The sequence below is a fragment of the Roseomonas sp. CECT 9278 genome, assembly GCF_918698155.1.
In the GTDB taxonomy this organism is placed as follows: Bacteria; Pseudomonadota; Alphaproteobacteria; order Acetobacterales; family Acetobacteraceae; genus Neoroseomonas.
The window spans coordinates 13,728-34,828 of the sequence record NZ_CAKKLX010000030.1 but is presented as its reverse complement, the minus strand read 5'-3'; the positions used below and the strand labels follow the sequence as shown (position 1 = coordinate 34,828).

General features: G+C 69.9%; 23 protein-coding genes. 7 read left to right on the top strand and 16 right to left on the bottom strand.

What is annotated here, in order from left to right; translation table 11 throughout:
- Positions 1–61: 61 nt before the first annotated feature.
- Positions 62–1,288, top strand: a complete 1,227-nt coding sequence (gene tyrS, locus LQ222_RS17915; RefSeq protein WP_230168208.1) for a tyrosine--tRNA ligase — start codon at positions 62–64, stop codon at positions 1,286–1,288.
- Between the two features lie 25 nt (positions 1,289–1,313).
- Here tyrS and LQ222_RS17910 read toward each other — a convergent pair whose 3' ends face one another.
- Positions 1,314–1,892 carry a DUF4419 domain-containing protein gene (locus tag LQ222_RS17910; RefSeq protein WP_230168207.1) on the bottom strand — a complete coding sequence of 193 codons (579 nt, stop codon included), beginning with the start codon at positions 1,890–1,892 and terminating at the stop codon, positions 1,314–1,316.
- 265 nt (positions 1,893–2,157) lie between these two features.
- Here LQ222_RS17910 and LQ222_RS17905 point away from each other — a divergent pair, with 265 nt between their 5' ends.
- Positions 2,158–3,183 (top strand): tripartite tricarboxylate transporter substrate binding protein, encoded by a 1,026-nt coding sequence (locus LQ222_RS17905; RefSeq protein ID WP_230168206.1) that lies wholly within the window; start codon positions 2,158–2,160, stop codon positions 3,181–3,183.
- 287 nt (positions 3,184–3,470) lie between these two features.
- Here LQ222_RS17905 and LQ222_RS17900 read toward each other — a convergent pair whose 3' ends face one another.
- A complete protein-coding gene (locus tag LQ222_RS17900) occupies positions 3,471–4,625 on the bottom strand; it encodes an alpha/beta hydrolase (protein WP_230168205.1) in 1,155 nt (384 codons plus the stop codon).
- 62 nt (positions 4,626–4,687) lie between these two features.
- A complete protein-coding gene (parC, locus tag LQ222_RS17895) occupies positions 4,688–6,913 on the bottom strand; it encodes a DNA topoisomerase IV subunit A (protein WP_230168204.1) in 2,226 nt (741 codons plus the stop codon).
- Between the two features lie 217 nt (positions 6,914–7,130).
- On the opposite strand from parC, the gene LQ222_RS17890 reads away from it, so the two are divergent.
- From LQ222_RS17890 to LQ222_RS17880, 3 genes are read left to right on the top strand one after another with little or no spacing between them, the layout of a single operon-like run.
- Complete coding sequence (locus tag LQ222_RS17890) at positions 7,131–7,418, top strand: hypothetical protein (protein ID WP_230168203.1); 288 nt, start codon at positions 7,131–7,133, stop codon at positions 7,416–7,418.
- Positions 7,419–7,462: 44 nt separating this feature from the next.
- Complete coding sequence (locus LQ222_RS17885) at positions 7,463–8,257, top strand: hypothetical protein (protein ID WP_230168202.1); 795 nt, start codon at positions 7,463–7,465, stop codon at positions 8,255–8,257.
- On the top strand, positions 8,208–9,131 hold the full coding sequence (locus LQ222_RS17880; RefSeq protein ID WP_230168201.1) for a hypothetical protein: 924 nt from the start codon (positions 8,208–8,210) through the stop codon (positions 9,129–9,131). Before LQ222_RS17885 ends, LQ222_RS17880 begins: the two co-directional genes overlap by 50 nt.
- Here LQ222_RS17880 and recO read toward each other — a convergent pair.
- The 9 genes from recO to folK all read right to left on the bottom strand — a co-directional run bounded on the left by recO (position 9,121) and on the right by folK (position 16,703).
- Positions 9,121–9,882, bottom strand: a complete 762-nt coding sequence (gene recO, locus LQ222_RS17875) for a DNA repair protein RecO (protein ID WP_230168200.1) — start codon at positions 9,880–9,882, stop codon at positions 9,121–9,123. The genes LQ222_RS17880 and recO overlap by 11 nt on opposite strands.
- Positions 9,879–10,781 carry a GTPase Era gene (gene era, locus LQ222_RS17870; protein ID WP_230168199.1) on the bottom strand — a complete coding sequence of 301 codons (903 nt, stop codon included), beginning with the start codon at positions 10,779–10,781 and terminating at the stop codon, positions 9,879–9,881. The genes recO and era overlap by 4 nt, the downstream gene beginning before the upstream one ends.
- Positions 10,778–11,569, bottom strand: coding sequence for a ribonuclease III (gene rnc, locus LQ222_RS17865; protein ID WP_230168198.1), 792 nt, complete (start codon positions 11,567–11,569; stop codon positions 10,778–10,780). The genes era and rnc overlap by 4 nt, the downstream gene beginning before the upstream one ends.
- Before the next feature lie 6 nt (positions 11,570–11,575).
- Entirely contained in the window at positions 11,576–12,328 is a 753-nt protein-coding gene (gene lepB / locus LQ222_RS17860) for a signal peptidase I (protein ID WP_230168197.1), read from the bottom strand.
- Between the two features lie 85 nt (positions 12,329–12,413).
- Positions 12,414–12,833 (bottom strand): holo-ACP synthase, encoded by a 420-nt coding sequence (gene acpS / locus LQ222_RS17855; RefSeq protein ID WP_230168196.1) that lies wholly within the window; start codon positions 12,831–12,833, stop codon positions 12,414–12,416.
- A 100-nt stretch (positions 12,834–12,933) separates the two neighbouring features.
- Positions 12,934–15,216, bottom strand: a complete 2,283-nt coding sequence (locus LQ222_RS17850; RefSeq protein WP_230168195.1) for a bifunctional (p)ppGpp synthetase/guanosine-3',5'-bis(diphosphate) 3'-pyrophosphohydrolase — start codon at positions 15,214–15,216, stop codon at positions 12,934–12,936.
- A gap of 12 nt (positions 15,217–15,228) precedes the next feature.
- Entirely contained in the window at positions 15,229–15,621 is a 393-nt protein-coding gene (gene rpoZ / locus LQ222_RS17845; RefSeq protein ID WP_230168194.1) for a DNA-directed RNA polymerase subunit omega, read from the bottom strand.
- Positions 15,622–15,733: 112 nt separating this feature from the next.
- A complete protein-coding gene (locus tag LQ222_RS17840; protein ID WP_230168193.1) occupies positions 15,734–16,108 on the bottom strand; it encodes a VOC family protein in 375 nt (124 codons plus the stop codon).
- Between the two features lie 85 nt (positions 16,109–16,193).
- Positions 16,194–16,703, bottom strand: coding sequence for a 2-amino-4-hydroxy-6-hydroxymethyldihydropteridine diphosphokinase (gene folK, locus LQ222_RS17835; protein WP_230168192.1), 510 nt, complete (start codon positions 16,701–16,703; stop codon positions 16,194–16,196).
- A 95-nt stretch (positions 16,704–16,798) separates the two neighbouring features.
- On the opposite strand from folK, the gene LQ222_RS17830 reads away from it, so the two are divergent.
- Positions 16,799–17,449 (top strand): NYN domain-containing protein, encoded by a 651-nt coding sequence (locus LQ222_RS17830; RefSeq protein WP_230168191.1) that lies wholly within the window; start codon positions 16,799–16,801, stop codon positions 17,447–17,449.
- A complete protein-coding gene (locus tag LQ222_RS17825) occupies positions 17,446–18,135 on the top strand; it encodes a uracil-DNA glycosylase (RefSeq protein WP_230168190.1) in 690 nt (229 codons plus the stop codon). Before LQ222_RS17830 ends, LQ222_RS17825 begins: the two co-directional genes overlap by 4 nt.
- 21 nt (positions 18,136–18,156) lie before the next feature.
- Here the strand turns inward: LQ222_RS17825 and LQ222_RS17820 are convergent, their stop codons facing one another.
- From LQ222_RS17820 to dapA, 4 genes are all read right to left on the bottom strand, one after another.
- A complete protein-coding gene (locus LQ222_RS17820; RefSeq protein ID WP_230168189.1) occupies positions 18,157–18,723 on the bottom strand; it encodes a glutathione peroxidase in 567 nt (188 codons plus the stop codon).
- Entirely contained in the window at positions 18,716–19,387 is a 672-nt protein-coding gene (locus tag LQ222_RS17815) for a sulfite oxidase-like oxidoreductase (RefSeq protein WP_230168188.1), read from the bottom strand. Before LQ222_RS17815 ends, LQ222_RS17820 begins: the two co-directional genes overlap by 8 nt.
- A 127-nt stretch (positions 19,388–19,514) precedes the next feature.
- On the bottom strand, positions 19,515–19,994 hold the full coding sequence (gene smpB / locus LQ222_RS17810) for an SsrA-binding protein SmpB (RefSeq protein WP_230168187.1): 480 nt from the start codon (positions 19,992–19,994) through the stop codon (positions 19,515–19,517).
- A 180-nt stretch (positions 19,995–20,174) separates the two neighbouring features.
- Complete coding sequence (gene dapA / locus LQ222_RS17805) at positions 20,175–21,053, bottom strand: 4-hydroxy-tetrahydrodipicolinate synthase (RefSeq protein WP_230168186.1); 879 nt, start codon at positions 21,051–21,053, stop codon at positions 20,175–20,177.
- Between the last annotated feature and the right edge of the window lie 48 nt (positions 21,054–21,101).

The window sequence follows — 21,101 nt, the reverse complement described above, 5'->3', positions numbered from 1 at the left end:
TCCTGACGTGCTAGCCCCGCAGCCCTTCCGGCGGAAGTCCCCGCTTCACCAGGACGACACCATGACTGGCCCGAACAGCGACTTCCTGCGCATCGCGAAGGAACGCGGCTACATCCACCAGACCACCGACGAGGCGGCGCTCGATGCCGCGCTGAACAAGGGCGGGCTGGTCGCCTATATCGGCTATGACTGCACGGCCGACAGCCTGCATGTGGGCCACCTGCTGCCGACCATGCTGCTGCGCCTGTTGCAGCGCACGGGCGGCAAGCCGATCGCACTGATCGGCGGCGGCACCACCAAGGTGGGCGACCCGTCCGGCAAGGACGAGGCGCGGCAATTGCTGACCGAGGCCACCATCGAGGCCAACAAGGCCGGCATCCGCCGCACCTTCGAAGCCCTGCTGGACTTCGACGCCGGCGCGCTGATGCTCGACAACGCCGAATGGCTGGACGCGCTGCACTACATCCCGTTCCTGCGCGATGTGGGCCGGCACTTCAGTGTGAACCGGATGCTGACCATGGATTCCGTGCGGCTGCGCCTCGAGCGCGACCAGCCGCTGAGCTTCCTCGAATTCAACTACATGCTGCTGCAATCCTACGACTACCTGGAGCTGCACCGCCGCCACGGCGCCGTGCTGCAGATGGGCGGGTCGGACCAGTGGGGGAACATCGTGCTGGGTGCGGACCTGATCCGCCGCATGGCCGGCGGCGAGGCGCATGCCGTGACCACCCACCTGCTGACCACCGCATCCGGCCAGAAGATGGGCAAGACCGCCGCGGGGGCGGTGTGGCTGAACCCCGACCGGCTGTCCCCCTATGACTACTGGCAGTTCTGGCGCAACACCGAGGACGCGGATGTGGCGCGCTTCCTGGCGCTCTTCACCGAATTGCCGATGGACGAGGTGCGGCGCCTGGGCGCGCTGGCCGGGGCCGAGGTGAACGAGGCGAAGAAGGTGCTCGCCACCGAGGCGACCGCGCTGCTGCATGGCCGCGCCGCCGCCGACCAGGCCGCCGAGACCGCGCGCCGCGCCTTCGAGGAAGGGGCCGCCGCCGACACCCTGCCCGCCATCACCGCCGCGCTGCCGGCCGCCTTCGTGGACCTGGCCGTGGCCGCGGGGCTGGCGGCCAGCAAGGGCGAGGCGCGGCGGCTGATCGCGCAGAACGGGCTGCGGCTGAACGACGCGGTGGTCAGCGACGCGGCGCTGAGCGTCACCGCGGCCGACCTGCGCGACGGCGCGGCGAAGCTGTCCGCCGGGCGCAAGCGGCACGTGCTGGTGCGCGCGGGCTGAACCGCGCGGCGCCGGCGGGCGGGCGTCAGAACCCGTCGAAGTTCACGAAGGGCTGCGCGAAGCTGGTGCTGGAGCCGCGCGCCTTCTTCACGTAGTGGGGCTCGGCCTTGGCGGCCATGATCATCGACCGGGCAACGTCGGCGGGCACCTCGTACTGGCCCGAGGCCAGCATGCGCTTCGCCAGCGAATGGGCCTTCGCGCGGATGAAGTGGTCGGTGAGCGGCTTGAGCCGCCTGGCCTCGCGGTAGAAGGCCTCGGCCAGGTAGGCGATCGCCTCGCTCCATTCGATCGGCTTCATGCCGAGCGCCTTGTAGTCCATGTGCGCGTGCGTGGCCTCGTGCACCAGGGCCGAGCAGTCATCGTCGCTGGTGGTGCTGAATCCCGGCCTGATCCAGAACTGGTTGTAGTCCACGAAGTACGATGCATAGACGTCGTCATCCAGGCTCGTGGTCGTCTTGACCCTGATCAGGTCGCGCGCCACCAGTCCGGCAATATCGACGGCATAGGCCTGCGGATAGACCAGAAAGCCGTCCATCTTGAAGTTGATCCGCTGGATGGCGGCGTCGGTCTTCAGGAAGCTGACGATGTCGTCCTTGATGGCCATGGTCGTGGTCTCCTGGCTGCGCCCTCACCCCGCCGCTCGGGGCGCTGGCGGAACAATCTCGCCGGGCGCGGCGTGGGTTGCCACTGCAATGCTTCACCGGGCCGTGACCGGCGTCACGCCGGGCCGGGCGCGGCGCGTGACCTGCGCTGCAGGCGGCGATGGACAGCGCCGCGCCGGATGGGGCAGCATTCGCCCGCCCCGCAAGCGCAACAACCACAAGGCGCGGCGCACCCAACCCCGGATCCCATCCAGGCAGGAGTGCCCCATGTCCGCTTCGCTTCGCCCTTTCCGCCATCCCCCGCGCCTGGCTGTCGGCTACCTGCGCCGGCGGCGCGTGGTCGGCGCGTCGATCGCGGCCGTGGCCGCGCGCCGCGCGCTGGCGCAGGCCCCCTGGCCCGAACGGCCGGTGCGCCTGGTGGTCGGGCTGCCGCCCGGCGGCCAGGCGGACCTGATCGCCCGCGCCCTGGCGCCGCACCTGGCCAGCGCCTTCGGCCAGCCCTTCGTGGTCGAGAACCGCCCGGGGGCCGGCGGCACGCTGGCCGCCGCGGCGGTGGCGCAGGCGCGCGACCAGCATGCGCTGGGCTTGGTGCTGGGCGGGCCGACCACCACGGCGCGGGCGCTGAACCCGGCGCTGCCCTATGACCCCGCGGGCGACTTCACGCCGGTCTCGCTGCTGGTGCGCGTGCCCTTCGTGCTGGCGGTGCATCCCGCGCTGCCGGTGCATGACTGGGCGGGCTTCGTGGCGCATGCGCGGGCGCATCCCGGCGCGCTGTCCTATGCGTCGATCGGCGCGGGCACGGTGACGCACCTGGCGATGGAGGAGCTGAAGGCGCGGCTTGGGCTGGACCTGGTGCATGTGCCCTATCGCGGCTTCCCGCCGGCGACGCTCGACCTGGTGTCGGGGCGGGTGCAGGCGATGTTCAACGTGCCGTCGGCCACGCTGCCGCATCTGCGCGCGGGCGCGCTGCGCGCCATCGTGCAGTCGGGCGATGCGCGGCTGTGGACCTTGCCGGAGGTGCCGACCTTCGCGGAAGCGGGCCTGTCCGACACGGCCTTCCATGGCTGGACGGGCGTGGTGGCGCCGGCGGGGTTTTCGCCCGAGGTGGCGCAGCGCCTGGCGCAGGTGATCCGCGCCGCGATCGACACCGACCCATCGGCGCGCGCCGGCCTGGACCAGACCGGCACCGAGTTCCTGGGCACCTCGCCCGCGGTTTTCGCGGCCTTCCAGGCACGCGAGGCAGCGCGCTGGAACGCGGTGATCGCGCGGCTGGGCTTGCGCGCGACGGACTGAGCACGCCTGCGCGCGACGGACTGAGCGCGCCTGCGCGCGACGGACTGAGCGCGCCTGCGCGCGACGGACTGAGCGCGCCTGCGCGCGACGGACTGAGCACGCCTGCGCGCGGGGATGCGTGATGAAGGCCGCGCGATCGGTTGGCTGACCGCCGCCGCGGCCGCTCACGGCTGCGCGGACCGGTGCCCGGGCATCACCCGCTCGACGGACTGCCTGGGTCGGTCAAGACGCGCGGAAAAACAACGACCTGTGGACGTTGCGGCGAGCCGAAGCGAGCGGAAACGGCGCTACGGCCCGGTGAAGCGCAACGCGGCGTGGCGCCGGCGCCGGCCGCTCAACGACCACACCTCCTGCTCGGCCAGGGGCAAGGTGTCGCGCGTCGGCGGATCGGTGCCCGCCAGCACCGCCGCGAGATCAGCGCGCGCCTTCATGTCGTTGCGATAGTACTGGTGGTGGACGGTGTCCCAGCTCGTGCCGCCGTTCTTGAGATGCGGTTTCGAATCCTCGGCCAGCAGCCCCGTGGCGTAGTCCACCACCATCACCTGCGGCGGCAACAAGTCGAGGCGCGGCGGCCCGTAGTGGCCAAGCCGGCGCGACCCGTCATTGGCGATGCTGCTGGCAATCCAGAGCGTGCCATCATCGTTGGTGACCACGGTCACCGCGGCAGCGAGCTGGGTGATGTCGGCGAGCGGTTCCGGCGCGACGATCATGGTGTCGGGCACGTCGGCTGCGACCAGCGCCGCATGGTCGAAGGTGCCGGCCATCGCGGTCGTCATCAGGCCGTGGCGCATCGCGCCCAGGCCCGAGGCGAGCGCCAGGTTGCCCATGCTGTGCGCCAGCAGGACCATGCGCGGGAGCGCGCCGCGCTTGATCGCGCGCAGGCGGGCGCGATGCACCTCCCGCAGCAGCCGCCCGAGCGCCCCGCCGGCGCGCTTCGCATCCGCCTGGTCCGCCCGGTACTGCCGTATGGCGTTGCCGGCCGGGTCGAGGAGCATCGACTTGGGATCGAAGACCTGGCCATCGGAGGGCCAGGAGAAGGCCAGGGGCGCGAGCGCGACATGGTCGCTGTAGAATTCCGCGATCTGCGTCGCGCGCGTGAGGGCGTCGGTGAAGCTGTTCGAGAACCCATGGATGAAGAACAGCGCCACGGCGCCGCGCGCCTTCGCGGTGTCGAGCCAGGCATCCAGCAGCTTCGCCGCCGGCCCCTTGTCGGGCTTCGCGAAATCGTCGTCGCCGGGAATCTCGGGATGGGTCAGGAGCCCGCGCGCGCCTTCCGTGTTCCCCGGGTCGCCCAGCACCTGCACCGACGCCTTGCCAAGCCACAGCGCGCGGTCATCCGGCGGCTGGCCGCTTTCCTTGTGGAAGCCGTCCGTCTCGCGCAGGCGGTTGGTGGCGTAGAAGACCGTGAGCGACTTTGCCGCGCCGGCGGGTTCGAGGGCCATGGGCTGGTTCCCCTAACGCCGGGGAATGATGGGCCTGGCCTCCGGTTCGACGCAAGGAATGCCTATTCGAAGCGGTTGCCCTTCGGGAAGCCGTTGGGCGGCGCCTTGCCCGCGCCGGCGCGATTGCCCATCCAGGCACGCAGGTCGCCCTCGGTCCGCGTGCGTTCCCCCAGCGTCCAGGACAGGCCATCGGCGCGGTTGAACACCTTGGCGTCCGACAGCCCGCCATCGCGATAGGCCTGCAGTTGCACGCCGCGGCCGCGCGACATCTCGGGCACCTGGTCGATCGGGAAGACCAGCAGCTTGCGGTTCTCGCCGATCACCGCGACGGTGTCGCCCTCGGCGGGCACGCACAGCGCCGCCTCGTTGGGCGGGTCGATGTTCATCACCTGCTTGCCGGTGCGCTTTTCCGCCAGCAAATCCTCGCCCTTCACGATGAAGCCCTTGCCGTCGCTGGCCGCGACCAGGAAGCGCGTGGCGTCGCGGTGGACGAACATGGCCACCACCGCGACCTCGTTGGTGAGGTCGAGCAGCAGGCGCACCGGCTGGCCGTCGCCGCGCCCGCGCGGCAGCGTATCGGCCTTGATGGTGTAGGCCTTGCCGTTGGTGGCAAACACCACGATGCGGTCGGTGGTCTCCGCGTGGAGCGCGACCAGCAGGCTGTCGCCTTCCTTGAAGCGGATCTCGCCATCGAGCGGGATGTGCCCCTTCTGCGCGCGGATCCAGCCTTTCTCAGACAGGATGACGGTGATGGGTTCGCGTTCGACGAAGGCGGTCTCGTCGACCAGCACGGCGGGCAGGATGCGGCCGGTCTCGGTGCGGCGCTTGCCGAGCGGGCCGTCGCCGAAGGCGGCGCGCGTGGCGGCGATTTCCTCGGCGATGGCGGCCCAGCGCTTGGCGTCGGAGGACATCAGGCCCTGCAGCTTTTTCTGTTCCGCGCTGAGCTTCTTGTGCTCCTTCCTGATCTCCATTTCCTCGAGCTTGCGCAGGCTGCGCAGGCGCATGTTGAGGATGGAATCGGCCTGCAGGTCGGTCAGCGAGAAGGTCGCCATCAGCACCGGCTTGGGTTCGTCCTCGGCGCGGATGATGCGGATCACCTCATCGAGGTTGAGGTACGCGATCAGGTAGCCGTCGAGGATTTCCAGCCTGCGCGCGATCGCCGCGAGGCGGTGTTCGGTGCGGCGCACCAGCACGACATGGCGGTGGTCGAGCCAGGATCGCAGCACCTCGCGCAGCGACATCACGCGCGGCGTGCGATCGGCGTCCAGCACGTTCATGTTCAGCGGGAAGCGCGATTCCAGCGTGGTGGCGCGGAACATCGTCTCCATCAGCACGGCGGGTTCCACCGTGCGGGACTTGGGTTCCAGCACCAGGCGCACCACGTCGGTGCTTTCGTCCCGCACGTCGCCCAGCAGCGGGAGCTTCTTCTCCTCCAGCAGGGCCGCGATCTGCTCGATCAGCCGCGCCTTCTGCACCTGGTAGGGGATCTCGGTCACCACGATCTGCCAGGTGCCGTTCTTCAGGCGCTCGGTCTCCCACCGCGCACGCACGCGGAAGCCGCCGCGGCCGGTCTCGTAGGCCTCGCGGATGCTCTCGGCGGATTCGACCAGCACGCCGCCGGTGGGGAAGTCGGGGCCCTTGATGTGGGCGAGCAGGTCGGCGTTCGGGTCGGCGATCAGCGCCAGCGCGGCATCGCACAGCTCGCCGGCATTGTGCGGCGGGATGGAGGTCGCCATGCCGACCGCGATGCCCGCGGCACCATTGGCCAGCAGGTTCGGGAAGGCCGCCGGCAGGACGACGGGCTCGCGTTCCTCGCCATCATAGGTGGCGCGGAAATCGACGGCGTTTTCCTCGATGCCATCCAGCATCGATTGCGCGACCTGCGTCAGGCGCGCCTCGGTGTAGCGCATGGCCGCGGCGTTATCGCCGTCGATATTGCCGAAATTGCCCTGGCCTTCGACCAGCGGGTAGCGCGCGGCGAAATCCTGCGCCTGGCGCACCAGGGCTTCGTAGATGCTGCTGTCGCCATGCGGGTGGTACTTGCCCATCACGTCGCCGACGATGCGCGCGCACTTCTTGAAGCCGGCCTCGGGGTCGAGCCGCAGCTGGTGCATCGCCCAGAGCAGGCGGCGATGAACGGGCTTCAGCCCGTCGCGCACATCCGGCAGGGAGCGGGCGGTGATGGTGGACAGGGCATAGGCGAGGTAGCGCTCGGACAGCGCCTCGGCGAACTTGGTTTCGCGGGTGTGGCCGCCCTCGTCCGGCGGGGCCTTGATGTCGTCGGGCATGGGGATGATTCGTGCTTCGTTCTCGGTGGCGGGGGCTTACCGCGTTGATCCCCAATTGGGTAGCCGGAACGCCGCCCAGCCGCGTCACCCATCCATGAATAACAAATGTGATAATTATGAGATCACATATTCACTTTTCCTCTTGCTTGAATCTGATTTTCATGATTCACTTTAATCATCGAAACGCGATGAGCGAGAAAGGTGAGGAAAGCGAAAGATGGACATCCTGCTGACGCGACATGGCCAGCGCCGCATGCAGCAGCGCGCAATCCCGGCGCTGGTGGTTTCCCTGATCCATAGCGAGGGTTCGGTAAGCCAAAGCCACGATGGGTGCGAGGTCCGATACGTGGACAAAGCCGCCCGTAGGCGCATCCGGGACGCGCTCGGCGGCGACCGCGCTTACTCGATGTTCGAGCGCTGGTTTGGCCGGACCTACGTCGTCGTGTCCGAAGATGGCGCGGTCGTCACAGCGGGCCATCGCAAGCATCGCATTTCTCGCCTGTAATCCTCGGTCCCTGCATCAATATCGGAATCAATAACGTGAGAGCCATGATCAGCAACACGCAGCCCCAAAACCTCGCGTCCCATTTCGCTCCGATCGTTGCCGAATATCGGAGTGCCAACTTTCTCGAAGGCGCCATGCTTGCGGCACTGACGTTGCACGCTGAGGGCGCCCTGTCGGTCGTGTGGGCGCCTTTCGACAACGTTCCTGCGTCGGCGAGACTTGTCGTCGTGGGTATCACGCCGGGCGCAACACAGGCGGAGAAGGCTCTCGACGCCTTCCGCACGGCGCTCCGAAATGGCAACGACCCGGCGGCAGCCTCCCGAATTGCCAAGCTGAAGGGTTCATTCAGCGGAGCCATGCGCACGAACCTCATCGATATGCTCGACCATATCGGGGCGCAGCGGATGCTGGGCGTGGCGAGTTGCAGCGCTGTGTTCGAACCGGCGCGCGAGTTGGTTCACTTCACATCGGCGCTCCGCTATCCGGTGTTCATCGGAGGCGCGAACTACAACGGCGCACCGGATATGCTGAAGACGCCCTATCTGCTTCGAATGGTGGACACCAGCCTTGCTGAGGAGGCTCGCCGCCTGCCGAATGCGCTCTGGCTGCCGCTCGGGCCTAAAGCCGGGGTAGCCGTGCAATACCTCGCCCGTTCGGGATTGCTTGATGCGCGCCGCGTGCTCGCGGGCCTTCCACATCCGTCGGGCGCAAACGCGGAACGCATAGCCTATTTCCTTCAGCGCAAAGCGGCGTCAGCCTTGTCCGCGAAGACAAGCCCTGGACCGCTGGATGCTGCTCGTGAAGCGCTGCGCACGCAGCTTGTGCAACTCACTCACTAAGGCACGCGACATGCCAAAGCCGCCTTTCACGAAGAACCAGATGTTCAACGAATTGAAGCTGGTGGTCCGCGCTATGGCCAACCACATCGCGGCCTATGGCAGCGCCGAGGCCGCCGAGGTGCTCGCCGGCTTCCGTTCCGACAATGCCGCCTACCCTTACGCGGAAGACGATCCGAATTGCTTCGACCTCGCGCGCTTTCGTGTCACTGCCTACATGGACATTGCCTACGACTACGCGTTTCAGACCGGTAATCCCGAGCGGTTTGGTGACGATCGCGCTCAAGATATCAATGAGTTCCGGCAGAGCGCGGTCCAGCAATCGTCTACGGGTGATCGCTCGCCGATGGGAATTCCCGACAGCAAGTGCCGGATCGTCACTGATCTGGCGTTCGCACGTTGGCAGTTGGAACAGGAGTTCGATCTAACGGTACGCGAACTCGCGCTGTTGGCAGGCATGACCGAGCCAGCCGTCCGCAATTCCCTCAGCAACGAAAACATAAAGATGGAGACAGCCCGGCGGCCCGGCGAGCCAGGCAAGCTAGACGGTGCCGTAGCGTACGCGTGGCTTCGCAAGCGCCGCGGTTTCATCGACTCGCGCGATCCGAGCACGCGAAGGCTCAATCGCGTGGGCGAGTTTCGGGCCATGCTGCGCGAACAGGGCTTGTCGCGCGCCTTCACCGCCGCGCTCAACGATAGCGATTGCAGCGCCGACCTCTTGGCGGAGAGGGCCTCAGTAGCGCCGGCTTTCCTTGAAGCCTTGGCCGCGGGAAAGCCGCCGCTAGACCTGAAGGCCGCGCAACGCGTTGGATCGGCGATGGGATTTGATGTCCCGAGCTTCGTCGGCGCGGTGGTCGAGGCCGCACTCAGAAACTGAGGGCGCCGCCGGAAGTGCCGGCCAGCGCCGCCACGCGGTCGGCCAGGCGGTGGCGCGCCTCGGGCACCGGGCGGTGGCGGGCGCCGAAGGCGTCGCGCTCCAGGAAATGGCCGGTCAGGCGCAGGCCGGCATCCCAGGCGGCGGGGTCGCCGGCGCTGTCGCCGTCGCGCAGGGAGGCCGGCAGCGGCAACAGCCGGCCGGTATAGGGCGCGGCGGCGCCGGCGCTGACCGCGCGGCCGGTGCGCGGGGAAACGTGGGTCAGGCCCTCGGTCACGCCCGTCACCGCGCAGGAGTCAAGGTTCAGCCCGTAGCCGAGTTCGCCCAGCACCAGCGCTTCCCAGCGGATGTAGTCGGCCAGCACGGATTCGGCGCCGCCGGCCAGGTGGGCGATGACCGAGACCAGCGCATGGAAGGCGCGCGGGTGCGGTTCGCGTTCGGGCAGCGCATCGGCGGCGATGGCGCAGGCCGATGACAGCAGCGCCAGCGCCAGCGGGTCCTCCATGGCCAGCGCGGCGGCGGGGTGGACCATCTCGGCGGTGAGCGCGCCGAGCTGGTCGGGCAGGCGGGCGATCCAGCGCGCCTCGACCAGGTTGCCGGGCAGCCACAGGCCGGCCTGCGCGCGCGCGCCGCCGCCCTTGGCCAGGCCCGCGTGGCGGCCATGTTCCTCGGTCAGCAGGGAGACGACGGCGCCGCCTTCGCCATGCGGGCGGACCTCCAGCACCACGGCTGGGGCGGTCCATTCGACGCTCATCCCGCGTCGTCCAGCCCGATGGCGCGGATGCGTGCGCGTTCCTCGTCCCAGCCCGTGCGTTCCTTCACGTTCAGGAACAGATGCACCGGGCGGTCCAGCAGCTTGGTCAATTCGATCCGCGCCGACTGCCCGATGGTGCGGATGCGCGAGCCCTTCTCACCGATGATGATGGCCTTCTGCGTGGCACGCGAGACGTACACCGTGCAGTCCACCCGCACGGACCCGTCTTCGTTCTCCGTCCACTGCTCGGTTTCCACCGAGGCATGGTGCGGCACTTCCTGGTGCGTCTGGCGCAGGATCTGCTCGCGCACGATCTCGGCCGCCAGCATGCGGTTGGGCAGGTCCGTCAGTTCGTCCTCGGGGAACAGGTACGGTCCCGCCGGCATCGCCTTCGCCAGGTAATCCTGCAGCCGGTCGACGCCGTCGCCCTTCTCGGCAGAGACCATGAAGGTCTCGGTGAAGGGGACGATGGCGTTCAGCTCCGCGATCAGCGGCAGCAGCCGCGGGCCGGGGATCAGGTCGGTCTTGTTCAGCGCCAGCCAGACCGGGCGGCGGGACTTCGCCAGACCCTCGGCGATTTTCCGCACGGCATCGGTCACGCCGGCGCGCGCATCGACCACCAGCAGCGCGATGTCGGCATCCTGCGCGCCACCCCAGGCGGCCGCGACCATCGCGCGATCGAGGCGCCGGCGCGGCGCGAAGATGCCCGGCGTATCCACCAGGATCATCTGCGCCCCGCCATGCATGACGATGGCGCGGATGCGAAACCGCGTGGTCTGCGGCTTGGGCGAGACGATGGTCACCTTGGTGCCCGCCATGCGGTTCACCAGCGTGGACTTGCCCGCATTGGGCGCGCCGACGATGGCAACCAGGCCGCAGCGTGTCGTCGTGCCGTTCATGTCCCCACCCCTGCCAGCCAGGCCTCCGCGGCGGCGAGTTCCGCCGCGCGCCGTGTCCCGCCCCTGCCCTGCGCGTCCCGCCCCGCGGCGGTGACGGTCACGATGAAGACCGGCGCATGCGACGGGCCTTCGGCCGACACCAGCGCATAGACCGGCAGCGGATGGCCGCGGCCCTGCAGCCATTCCTGCAGCCGGGACTTCGCCGGCAGCGGTGGGCGGTCCGGCTCGGCCTCGACCAGCGGGGCGTAGATGCGGCGGAAGAAGGGGCGCACCGCCTCCAACCCGCCATCGCGGTAGAGCGCGCCCAGCAGCGCCTCCATGGCATCCGCCAGCACGTTCGGGCGGGTCTGGATGCCCGGCCCGGCGGGGTCGGACGCCACCAGCAGGTCGTCGCCCAAGCCGAGCCGCGCGGCGATCCCGGCCAGCGTCTCGGCCGCCACCAGCGTGCCGAAGCGGCGCATCAGAAGGCCCTCGCGCTCGGTCGGGAAGCGTTCGATCAGCCATTCCGCCATCAGCAGGCCGAGCACGCGGTCGCCGAGGAATTCCAGCCTTTCGTTCGACGGCAGCGCGGCACCGGCCAGGCCGGTGGCGGAGGAATGGGTCAGCGCCTCGCTCAGCAGCGCCGCGTCGCGGAACACCACGCCGAGCCGCGCGGCCACCGCCGTCAGGTCGCGCGGGGGCGCGCCGGGATGAACGTCCCGCGGGGGTGCGCCACGGTCGAGGCCGCGCGGCGGCGCGGCGTTGCGCGGGCCACGCCGCGCGCCGTCGTCACCCGCGCGGCGCGCCATGGCGGCTCATCGCACGGCCGAGAACAGCCGGCTCCAGCGGATGGCGAAGGGCCAGCCCCAGACCTCCCACCAGGCGGCCGATCCGTCGACCGAGAAGAAGATGAATTCGGCGCGGCCGACCAGGTTCTCGATGGGGATGAAGCCCACCGCGTTCATCGCACGGCTGTCGAGGCTGTTGTCGCGGTTGTCGCCCATGGCGAAGACATGGCCTTCGGGGACGCGGAACTCGGTGGTGTTGTCGAAGGGACCGTCATCGGTCGCCTCCAGGATGTAGTGCACGGCCGCGGCCGCGCCGGCGGCGCCGGGCAGTGTCTCGCGGTACAGGCGCACCGTGATGCGCGGGCCGTCGCCTTCCACCGTGTAGGGGCCGACGAAGTCGCGGCGCACCGCCTCGCCATTGATGTGCAGGACACCGTTGCGGACCTGGATGCGGTCCCCGGGCAGGCCGATGATGCGCTTGATGTAGTCGGTGCTGCCATCGCGCGGCAGCTTGAACACCGCGACATCGCCGCGCGCGGGCAGCCGGCCGAAGATGCGCCCGTCGAACAGGTTCGGGCTGAACGGCATCGAATGGCGCGAATAGCCGTAGGAGAATTTCGACACGAACAGGTAGTCGCCCACCAGCAGCGTCGGGATCATCGAACCGGACGGGATGTTGAAGGGTTCGAACGCCACGGTGCGGATGCCGATCGCGATCAGCGCCGCATAGAGGACGGTCTTGATGCTCTCCAGCCAGCCGCCGGACTTCTTCTTCGCCATGGGGGTGCTTTGCGGCCTGGTCACGGGGTTGCGCGCCGGCCGGACCGGTCGGGCGGCGCAGGGAAGCCAGCGGGCGGGCCAACTGTCAAGGAAGCGGGGCCTCGAGAGGCACGGCGGTGATGACGACCATCGCCTGGGCATAGGGGAATTCGTCGGTCATGGTCAGCGCGATCTCGGCCCGGTGGCCGGGCGGGGTGATGGCGGCCAGGCGGTCCGCCGCGCCCCCGGTCAGCCGCAGCGTGGGCTGGCCCGAGGGCAGGTTGACCACGCCGAGGTCGCGCCAGAACACCCCCGCCCGGAAGCCGGTGCCGAGCGCCTTCGACGCTGCCTCCTTCGCGGCGAACCGCTTGGCATAGGTGGCGGTGCGGATGCGTTCGGTGCGGCGCTGCGCCTTGGCGCGCTCGGCCGGGGTGAAGATGCGATCGAGGAAGCGGTCGCCGTGGCGCTCGATGGTCTTCTCGATGCGCCGGATGTCCAGGATGTCCGAGCCGATGCCGATGATCATGGGGCTTTCCTGCGCATCCGATTCACGCCTCCGGTGCTCCGCCCTCCGGCGACCGGATGCGGCCTGCGCATCCGATTCACGCCTCCGGTGCCGACGCCCCTCACCCCTTGGCCCGATCCACCTGCGTCACGCCCGGGCAGGCGCGCAGCGCGGCCAGGATGGCGGCCAGGTGCCCGGTGTCGCGCACCTCCACATCGACCAGCACCTCGCACCAGTCGCCCGCGCGATTGACGATGCGCAGGTTGTTCACCGCGCCCTCCTGGCGGGCGATCGCAGTGGTCAGGCCGGCCAGCGCGTTCGAGGTATTCTCGGCGGTGAGTTCGATGCGCCCGACATGACCGCCCTTCGCCCCGCCATCATATTCCCAGTCCACGTCGATGAAGCGTTCGGGCGTGGCGGCGAAGGCCTCCAGCCCGTGGCAGTCATGCTTGTGGATGGTGACACCGCGGCCGGTGGTGACGATGCCCACGATGCGGTCGCCCGGCAGCGGGTGGCAGCAGCCGGCGAAATGCACCGCCATGCCCGAGACCAGGCCGGTGATGCCCATGGCGGAATCGCCACGCCGGGCCGAGGGCGCGCGATCCGCCTTGCCCGGCGCCAGGGTCGGCCCCGCGCCGAGCCGCCCGCGCGGGCGCGCCAGCGGCATCTGCTCGATGGTGCGCGCGGGCGTGCGCAGTTCGGGCACGGCGGCGGTCAGCACGTCGCGCGGCGAATGGTTGCCGGCGGCCACCGCGATGCACAGCGCCTCGAAATCCGGCAGCTTCAGCACCTTCAGCGCCGGTTCGACCTGCTTTTCCGAGAAATCGAGGCCGGCGGCGCGGAACACCTTGGCGATGGCCGCGCGGCCTTCCTCCTTCTGCGTGGCGCGCTGGCGGGCGTGCACGAAGCGGCGGATGCGCGCGCGCGCCTTGCCGGTGACGACGAAGCGCTCCCAGGCGGGGTTCGGGGAACCCCCGCGCGCGGTGATGATCTCGACCTGGTCGCCGTTCTCCAGCGTGTGGCGCAGCGGCACGATCTTGCCGTTGACCTTGGCCCCCACCGTGTTGTCGCCGACCTGGCTGTGCACCTGGTAGGCGAAGTCCACGGGTGTGGCGCCACGCGGCAATTCGATCAGGTCGCCCTTGGGCGTGAAGCAGAAGACCTGGTCGCGATGCAGTTCGAGCTTGGTGTGATCGAGGAAATCCTGCGGATCGGCGGCGGATTCCAGGATCTCCAGCAGGTCGCGCACCCAGGGGTAGCGCTTGCGCGTGGTGGCCGACCCCTCGCCCTGCTTGTAGACCCAATGCGCGGCGACGCCGTATTCGGCGATGTCGTGCATCTCGCGCGTGCGGATCTGCACCTCGATCTTGGCGTTGCGGCGTTCGGGCACGGTCACGCCGGTGTGCACCGACTGGTAGCCGTTGGTCTTGGGCGTGCTGATCCAGTCCTTGAAGCGGCCCGGGACCACGCGATAGGACGAATGGATGGCGCCGAGGGCGGCGTAGCAGTCGCCCTTGTCCTGCACGATCACGCGGAAGGCCATGATGTCCGACAGCTGTTCGAACGCCACGTTCTTGCGCTGCATCTTGAGCCAGATGGAATAGGGCGACTTCTCGCGCCCCAGGATTTCCAGCACATCCACATCGGCGGCGCGCAGCACGCGCTTGAGGTCCTGCTCGATCTCCTCGATCAGGTCCGCACCCTGGCCACGCAGATACGTCAGGCGCGCGGCGATGGTCTGCCAGGCATCCGGGTTCATCTCCCGGAAGGACAGCGTCTCGATCTCGGTCTTGAGCGCATCCATGCCGATGCGTTCCGCCAGCGGGGCGTAGATCTCGAGCGTCTCGCGCGCCGTACGCACGCGCTTCTCGGGCTTCGTCACGGCGGCCAGCGTGCGCATGTTGTGCAAACGGTCGGCGAGTTTCACGATCAGGACGCGGATGTCCTCGCTCATGGCCAGCACCAGCTTGCGGAAATTCTCCGCCTGCTTGGTGCGTTCGGATTGCAGTTCGAGGCGCGTCAGCTTGGTGACGCCATCGACCAGGCGGGCGACTTCCTTGCCGAAGCGCTTCTCCAGCTCCGCCAGCGTGACGCCGGTGTCTTCCACCGTGTCGTGCAGCAGCGCGGTCGCGACGGTCGCGGCATCGAGCCGGTAGTCGGCCAGGATGCCGGCAACCGCCAGCGGATGGACGATGTAGGGCTGGCCGTCCTCGCGCTTCTGGGGCGCGTGGGCTTCGGCCGCCAGCGCGTAGGCGGCCTCGATCAAGGCGCCGTCGGCGCGCGGGTCGTAGGCCAGGACCTGGCGCGCGAGTTCGGCGCCGGGATTGACCGTGGTGTCGCTGCGCAGCCCTTCGGGGGCCAGCGCGGGGCCGGTTCGTCGGGTGCCGCCGGCGCCCTGGCCCATGCGCGGCCCGCCTTAGCGCTTGCCGCCCAGTTCGGCGGCGATCGCCGCCTCGATGTCGTCGGGCGACAGGTCCTCGGCGGAGGCTTCCGGCAGGGCTTCCTCCTGCACGTCCATGATGCCGAAGATGTTCTCGTCGGTGGCGATGATGTCCATCACCTCCTCCTCGGCGGGCTCGGGCTCCGGCGCGCGCGACAGCGACTTGATGAGATCGCTCTCCAGGCTGGCGAGCTCGACGCGCTCCTCGGCGATCTCGCGCAGCGCCACGACCGGGTTCTTGTCGTTGTCGCGATCGATCTCGATCTCCTCGCCACGGGCGATGTTGCGCGCGCGCTGGGCAGCGAGCAGGACCAGCTCGAAGCGGTTCGGGATCTTCTCGATGCAGTCTTCGACGGTGACGCGCGCCATGGGTGGCTCCAGCCTGGCCGGGCATGCACGAGGCAAGGTCGCGCCGCCCGGGATATGCGGTAAACGATCCACATAGACAGTGGCGTGCTGCGGTGCAAGGCGGATGGCGGCGTCAAGGGCGGGGAAAGCTCGCCGCCGCGATGCGGTTGCCATCCGGGTCCACCACGAAGGCGCCGAAATAGGCCGTCACGGTCGCCCCGCGCGGCCCAGGCGCGCCGCCATCCGTCCCGCCATGGGCCAGCGCCGCGGCGTGAAAGGCGCGCACCGCCTGCTCGTCGGGCGCGCGCAGGCAGACATGCGCGCCCGAGCCCGGCACCGCCGCCGCGCCCGGGCGCAGGTTCAGCCCGAATTCCGGATACCGCTTGCCATAGCCGATGCTGCCCGGCCGCGTGACCAGGCGCGCCAGGCCGAGCGGTGCGAGCGCCGCATCGTGGAAGGCGCCGGCGCGCACCAGGTCCGCCACGGCGATGGAGACATGGTCGATCATCGCGCGATGCTCCCGTGCCGCCGGGCGTGCGGCAAGTGCCCGGCGCGGCGCGCCGTCGCGCGGGGACGCGCCCCGATCCCGCGCGTCACGCCCCGCCCAGCCGCCCGATCGCCTGCCCCGCCACACCCGGCAGCAGCGCCGCCAGGCCCTGTTCCAGCACCGGATGCACCCAGCCGGGCGCGACCTCCGCCAGCGGCCGCAGCACGAAGGCGCGTTCATGCGCCCGCGGATGCGGCAGCACCGGCCACCCCCCCTGCACGCGCCCGCCATGGTCGATCAGGTCGAGGTCCAGCACCCGTGGCGCATTCGGATAGGGTCGCGCGCGGCCGGCCTCGTCCTCGATCGCGTGCAGCGCCGCCAGCAGCACGGCGGGCGTCGCCTCGCCCTCCAGCAGCACCACCCCGTTCACGAAGGGTGGCGAGGCTGGGTCCGGCGGGATCGGCGCCGATTCCCACCAGGACGACACCGCCACCACCCGCATCCCGGGGATGGCGCCGAGCCGCCCGACCGCCCAGGCGCAGGTCTGGCGTGCGGGGGTCCCGTCCGGGCGCGGAAGGTTCGCCCCGATCGCCACCAACGCCCGCTCAGCGCCCATGACAGCGCGCGCTGAAGCGTGTAGCGGTCGGCCGCCCGCCGATTTGCGGGGGATTCGCGACGCATTTCAGAAGGGATTTGACGGTGAGCAGTGGCATGAGGCGTGGCGGCGGCGCCGAGCGGGTCGGCTTGTTCGTGGATGGCGCGAACCTGTATCACACATCCCGCGCGCTGGGCTTCGAGATCGACTTCGCCGCGATGCTCGACTTCTTCCGCGGCGGCACCTACCTGGTGCGCGCCTTCTACTACACCGCGCTGATCGAGACCGAGGACTACTCCCCGCTGCGCCCGCTGACCGACTGGCTGGCCTATAATGGCTGGCAGGTGGTGACCAAGCCGGCCAAGCAGCAATCCGACCCGACCGGGCGCATGCGCCTCAAGGGCAACATGGATGTCGAGCTCGCGGTCGACATGCTGGAGATGTCGGTCCATCTGGACCACGTCGTGCTGTTCTCCGGCGATGGGGATTTCCGCCGGCTGGTCGAAGCCGTGCAGCGCATGGGCGTGCGGGTCACGGTGGTCTCCACCGTGCGATCGCAGCCGCCGATGATCGCGGATGAATTGCGCCGCCAGGCCGATGCCTTCATTGACCTCGAGGAAATCGCGCCCGACATCACGCGGCGCCAGGTGGAGCCGCGCGGCCGCCCTGCCCCGCCGGCCGCCGCGCCTGCCGCCCCGCCGCCGCGCCCCACCCGCGCCACGCCCGCCGATCCCTTCGCCGACACCGCCCTGGACCCGGAGGCATGAGGCAGCCGGCGGGGCCGGCACCGCCCGCCCTGCCGCCGGGCGCGGCGCCGGCGCGCGACTGCCCGATGTGTCCGCGCCTGGTGGCCTATCGCGAGGCCAACCGCGCGGCCCATCCCGCCTGGCACAATGCGCCCGTGCCGTCCTGGGGCCCGCGCGACGCGCCGCTGCTGGTGCTGGGCCTGGCGCCGGGGGTGCGCGGCGCGAACCGCACCGGGCGGCCTTTCACCGGGGACTACGCCGGGCGGCTGCTGTACGGCACGCTGCTGCACTTCGGCGTCGCGCGCGGGGAATTCCGCGAGGACCCCAATGACGGGATGGAACTGCTCGGCTGCCGCATCGCCAATGCCGTGCGCTGCGTGCCGCCCGAGAACCTGCCCACCCCGGCCGAAATCCGCACCTGCAACGGCTTCGTGCAGGCAGAACTGGCGGCGATGCCGAAGCTGCGCGCGGTCCTGGCGCTGGGCGTGGTGGCGCACACCGCGCTGCTGCGCGCGAAGGGCATCCCGGCGAGCCGCTTCGCCTTCGCCCATGGCGCGGTGCATACGCTGCCGGACGGGCTGTGGCTGGCGGATTCCTACCATGTCAGCCGCTACAACACCTCGACGCGCCGGCTGACGACCGAGATGTTCGAGGGCGCGGTCAGCGCCTTGCTCGCGCGGCTGGACGGCGCGGCGCGGGCTGGCTGAGGCACCTGCGCGCCGCCACGCTCAGGACGCCGCCGCGCCCAGCGCCGCCTCGATCGCCTGCTCCATCGCCGGGCTGTCCGGCGCGACGCTGGTCGCGAAGCCCTGCACGCGCCGGCCGTCGCGCGCCACCAGGTACTTGTGGAAGTTCCAGCGCGGCTCGCCGCCGGCCCGCGCGCCGGCCCAGCGGAAGAAGGGGTGCGCCTGCGGCCCGCGCACGCGCGCCAGGCCGGCCATCGGGAAGTCGATGCCGAATTGGGTGTCGCAGAATTCGCGCACCTGCGCGTTGCTGCCGCTTTCCTGGTTGAAGTCGTTCGACGGCACGCCCAGCACCACCAGGCCGCGCGCGGCATGGCGTTCGTGCAGCCTTTGCAGCGCCGCGTATTGCGGGGTGAAGCCGCAGAAGGACGCGGTGTTCACCACCAGCAGCACGCGCCCGCGCCAGGCGGCGAAATCGTGCTCGCCGCCTTCGATCGCAGCGATGCGAAAGCTGAACGCATCGGGCTCGGGACCGGCGGCGACCATCAGCGGCGCACCCAGCAGCAGCGCACGGCGCGGCGCGCGCGGCGCGGGCCTTGGCGTGTCAGCCATAGCGTTCCTCCATCCAGGGGTCGCCGCGATTGTGATAGCCGCGGACCTCCCAGAAGCCGGGCCGGTCCTCCAGCAGCAACTCGACGCGCGTGACCCATTTGGGGCTCTTCCAGAAATACAGCTTGGGCAGCACCAGGCGCAGCGGGCCGCCGTGCTGGCGTTCGAGCGGCTTGCCGTCCCAGGAATGGGCGAACATCACGTCCTCGCCGGCGAAATCCTCCAGCGTCAGGTTGGTGGTGTAGCCGTCGTAGCTGGTCAGCGAGACGAAGCGCGCGGTGGATTTCGGTCGCGCGAAATCCAGCAGGTCGCGCGCCAGCACGCCCGAGAAGCGGTTGTCGTAGCGCGACCATTGTGTGACGCAATGGATGTCGCGGATCATCTCGGTCTGCGGCAGGGCCATGAAGCCGTCCCAGTCGAGTGCGAGCCGGTTCTCCACCAACCCTTCCAGGCGCAGGCGGAACTTTTCGCGCGACACCTCCGGCTGCACGCCGAGGTCGAGCACCGGCCAGTCCTGCACCAGCGTCTGGCCGGGCGGCAGGCGGTCGCGATCGGGATCGCCATGGGTGCCGGTCAGCAGCCGGCCTTCCGCGGCCCAGCGTTCCTTGGTGCGGACCAGCTTGTCGCGGATCGCGCCGGTCATGGGGATGTCGTCGTCGTCGGGCATGGCGGGCTCCTCGCGCGCATGAGGTGCGGTGCGGGCGCGCCCGGTCAAGGGTGGCGCGGGCGCGTCCGGTCAAGGGCGGCGCGGGCGCCGTGGCAAGGGTGGCGCGGGCGCCGTGGCAAGGGCCGCGCTACTCGCGCCCCTTGTTGCGCATCAGCCTGGCCTTGTCGCGCTGCCAGTCGCGCGCCGCGATGGCCGCGCGCTTGTCGTGCTGCTTCTTGCCCTCGGCGACACCGAGCAGCACCTTGGCCCGCCCGCGGTCGTTGAAGTGGATATCGAGCGGCACCAGCGTCGATCCCTCGCGCGTGATCGCACCGGTCAGCGTCTCGACCTGCTTGCGGTGCAGCAGCAGCTTGCGCGGCCGGCGCGGCTCGAAGCGCGAGACGAAGGACCCCGCCTGCCATTCGGGAATATAGGCGTTGAACAGCCACATCTCGCCGTCGCGCTCGCCGGCCCAGGCTTCGGTCAGCGTGGCGCGGCCGGCGCGCAGCGACTTCACCTCGGGGCCCACCAGCGCGAGCCCGGCCTCGATCGTCTCGTTGATCTTGTAGTCGAAGCGCGCCTTGCGGTTCTGCGAGGCGATGCCGTGGGAGATCAGTTTGGTTTTCACGATGCCCTCAGTCGCCGGGCGGCCGGCATCCGCCGGCCTTGGCTTCGCGCTTGGCAGTGGCGCGCCGGGCGCGGCTGTCGGTCTGGGCGCGGTCGCGCTTCGCGTTCCCGGATTCCGCAGGCGCGGAATCCGCCGGGTGACGACCGGGTCGGGCCTGCGCCCGGCGCCGCTGGGCGGCGCTCAGTTCAGCAACCCCACCGAGACCATCGCCTCACGCACGCGGGCCTTGGTCGTGTCGGCGATCGGCGCCATCGGCAGCCGGCAATGCTCGGTGCTTTTCGCCAGCAGGCTGGCCGCGTACTTCACCGGCCCCGGCGAGGTCTCGCAGAACAGCGCGTCGTGCAGCGGCACCAGGCGGTCCTGGATCGCCGTCGCCTCCGCCACCTTGCCGGCGCGCCAGGCCTTGTGCATCTCGGCACACAGCCGAGGCGCGACATTCGCCGTGACGGAAATGCACCCCACCCCGCCCGAGGCATTGAAGGCCAGCGCCGTATGGTCCTCGCCGGACAGCTGGATGAAATCCGCCCCGCAGCTGCGCTTCTGGTGCAGCGGGCGCGCCAGGTTCGCCGTCGCGTCCTTCACGCCGACGATGTTCTTGTGCTTCGCCAGACGGCCCATGGTCTCGGGCGTCATGTCGATCACGCTGCGGCCGGGGATGTTGTAGATGAACATCGGCAGCTCGACGGCGTCGGCAATGGCGCTGAAGTGCAGGAACAGCCCTTCCTGCGTCGGCTTGTTGTAGTAGGGCGTGACCACCAGCGTGGCATCCGCGCCGGCCTTCTTGGCATGGGCCGCGAAGTCGATCGCCTCGGCGGTGGAATTGCTGCCCGCGCCGGCGATCACCGGCACGCGCCCGCGCGCGGCGTCCACGCACATCTCGACCACCCGCTTGTGCTCGGCGTGGGACAGCGTCGGGCTCTCGCCGGTGGTGCCGACCGGGATCAGCCCCTCGGTGCCCTCGGCGATCTGCCATTCCACCAGCTCCTGGAAGGCTTTCTCGTCCACGGACCCGTCCTGGCGCATCGGCGTGATGAGCGCGACCATCGAGCCCCTGAACATGACGATTTCCTCCGTGACGAGAGGCGGAACCTAGGCGCGTGTCACACG

Excerpts from the sequence above, each read along its gene's own strand:
- tyrS (WP_230168208.1), top strand. The coding sequence starts at position 62 with ATGACTGGCCCGAACAGCGACTTCCTGCGCATCGCGAAGGAACGCGGC.
- LQ222_RS17910 (WP_230168207.1), bottom strand. The coding sequence starts at position 1,892 with ATGGCCATCAAGGACGACATCGTCAGCTTCCTGAAGACCGACGCCGCC.
- LQ222_RS17905 (WP_230168206.1), top strand. The coding sequence starts at position 2,158 with ATGTCCGCTTCGCTTCGCCCTTTCCGCCATCCCCCGCGCCTGGCTGTC.
- LQ222_RS17900 (WP_230168205.1), bottom strand. The coding sequence starts at position 4,625 with ATGGCCCTCGAACCCGCCGGCGCGGCAAAGTCGCTCACGGTCTTCTAC.
- parC (WP_230168204.1), bottom strand. The coding sequence starts at position 6,913 with ATGCCCGACGACATCAAGGCCCCGCCGGACGAGGGCGGCCACACCCGC.
- LQ222_RS17890 (WP_230168203.1), top strand. The coding sequence starts at position 7,131 with ATGGACATCCTGCTGACGCGACATGGCCAGCGCCGCATGCAGCAGCGC.
- LQ222_RS17885 (WP_230168202.1), top strand. The coding sequence starts at position 7,463 with ATGATCAGCAACACGCAGCCCCAAAACCTCGCGTCCCATTTCGCTCCG.
- LQ222_RS17880 (WP_230168201.1), top strand. The coding sequence starts at position 8,208 with ATGCTGCTCGTGAAGCGCTGCGCACGCAGCTTGTGCAACTCACTCACT.
- recO (WP_230168200.1), bottom strand. The coding sequence starts at position 9,882 with ATGAGCGTCGAATGGACCGCCCCAGCCGTGGTGCTGGAGGTCCGCCCG.
- era (WP_230168199.1), bottom strand. The coding sequence starts at position 10,781 with ATGAACGGCACGACGACACGCTGCGGCCTGGTTGCCATCGTCGGCGCG.
- rnc (WP_230168198.1), bottom strand. The coding sequence starts at position 11,569 with ATGGCGCGCCGCGCGGGTGACGACGGCGCGCGGCGTGGCCCGCGCAAC.
- lepB (WP_230168197.1), bottom strand. The coding sequence starts at position 12,328 with ATGGCGAAGAAGAAGTCCGGCGGCTGGCTGGAGAGCATCAAGACCGTC.
- acpS (WP_230168196.1), bottom strand. The coding sequence starts at position 12,833 with ATGATCATCGGCATCGGCTCGGACATCCTGGACATCCGGCGCATCGAG.
- LQ222_RS17850 (WP_230168195.1), bottom strand. The coding sequence starts at position 15,216 with ATGGGCCAGGGCGCCGGCGGCACCCGACGAACCGGCCCCGCGCTGGCC.
- rpoZ (WP_230168194.1), bottom strand. The coding sequence starts at position 15,621 with ATGGCGCGCGTCACCGTCGAAGACTGCATCGAGAAGATCCCGAACCGC.
- LQ222_RS17840 (WP_230168193.1), bottom strand. The coding sequence starts at position 16,108 with ATGATCGACCATGTCTCCATCGCCGTGGCGGACCTGGTGCGCGCCGGC.
- folK (WP_230168192.1), bottom strand. The coding sequence starts at position 16,703 with ATGGGCGCTGAGCGGGCGTTGGTGGCGATCGGGGCGAACCTTCCGCGC.
- LQ222_RS17830 (WP_230168191.1), top strand. The coding sequence starts at position 16,799 with ATGAGGCGTGGCGGCGGCGCCGAGCGGGTCGGCTTGTTCGTGGATGGC.
- LQ222_RS17825 (WP_230168190.1), top strand. The coding sequence starts at position 17,446 with ATGAGGCAGCCGGCGGGGCCGGCACCGCCCGCCCTGCCGCCGGGCGCG.
- LQ222_RS17820 (WP_230168189.1), bottom strand. The coding sequence starts at position 18,723 with ATGGCTGACACGCCAAGGCCCGCGCCGCGCGCGCCGCGCCGTGCGCTG.
- LQ222_RS17815 (WP_230168188.1), bottom strand. The coding sequence starts at position 19,387 with ATGCCCGACGACGACGACATCCCCATGACCGGCGCGATCCGCGACAAG.
- dapA (WP_230168186.1), bottom strand. The coding sequence starts at position 21,053 with ATGTTCAGGGGCTCGATGGTCGCGCTCATCACGCCGATGCGCCAGGAC.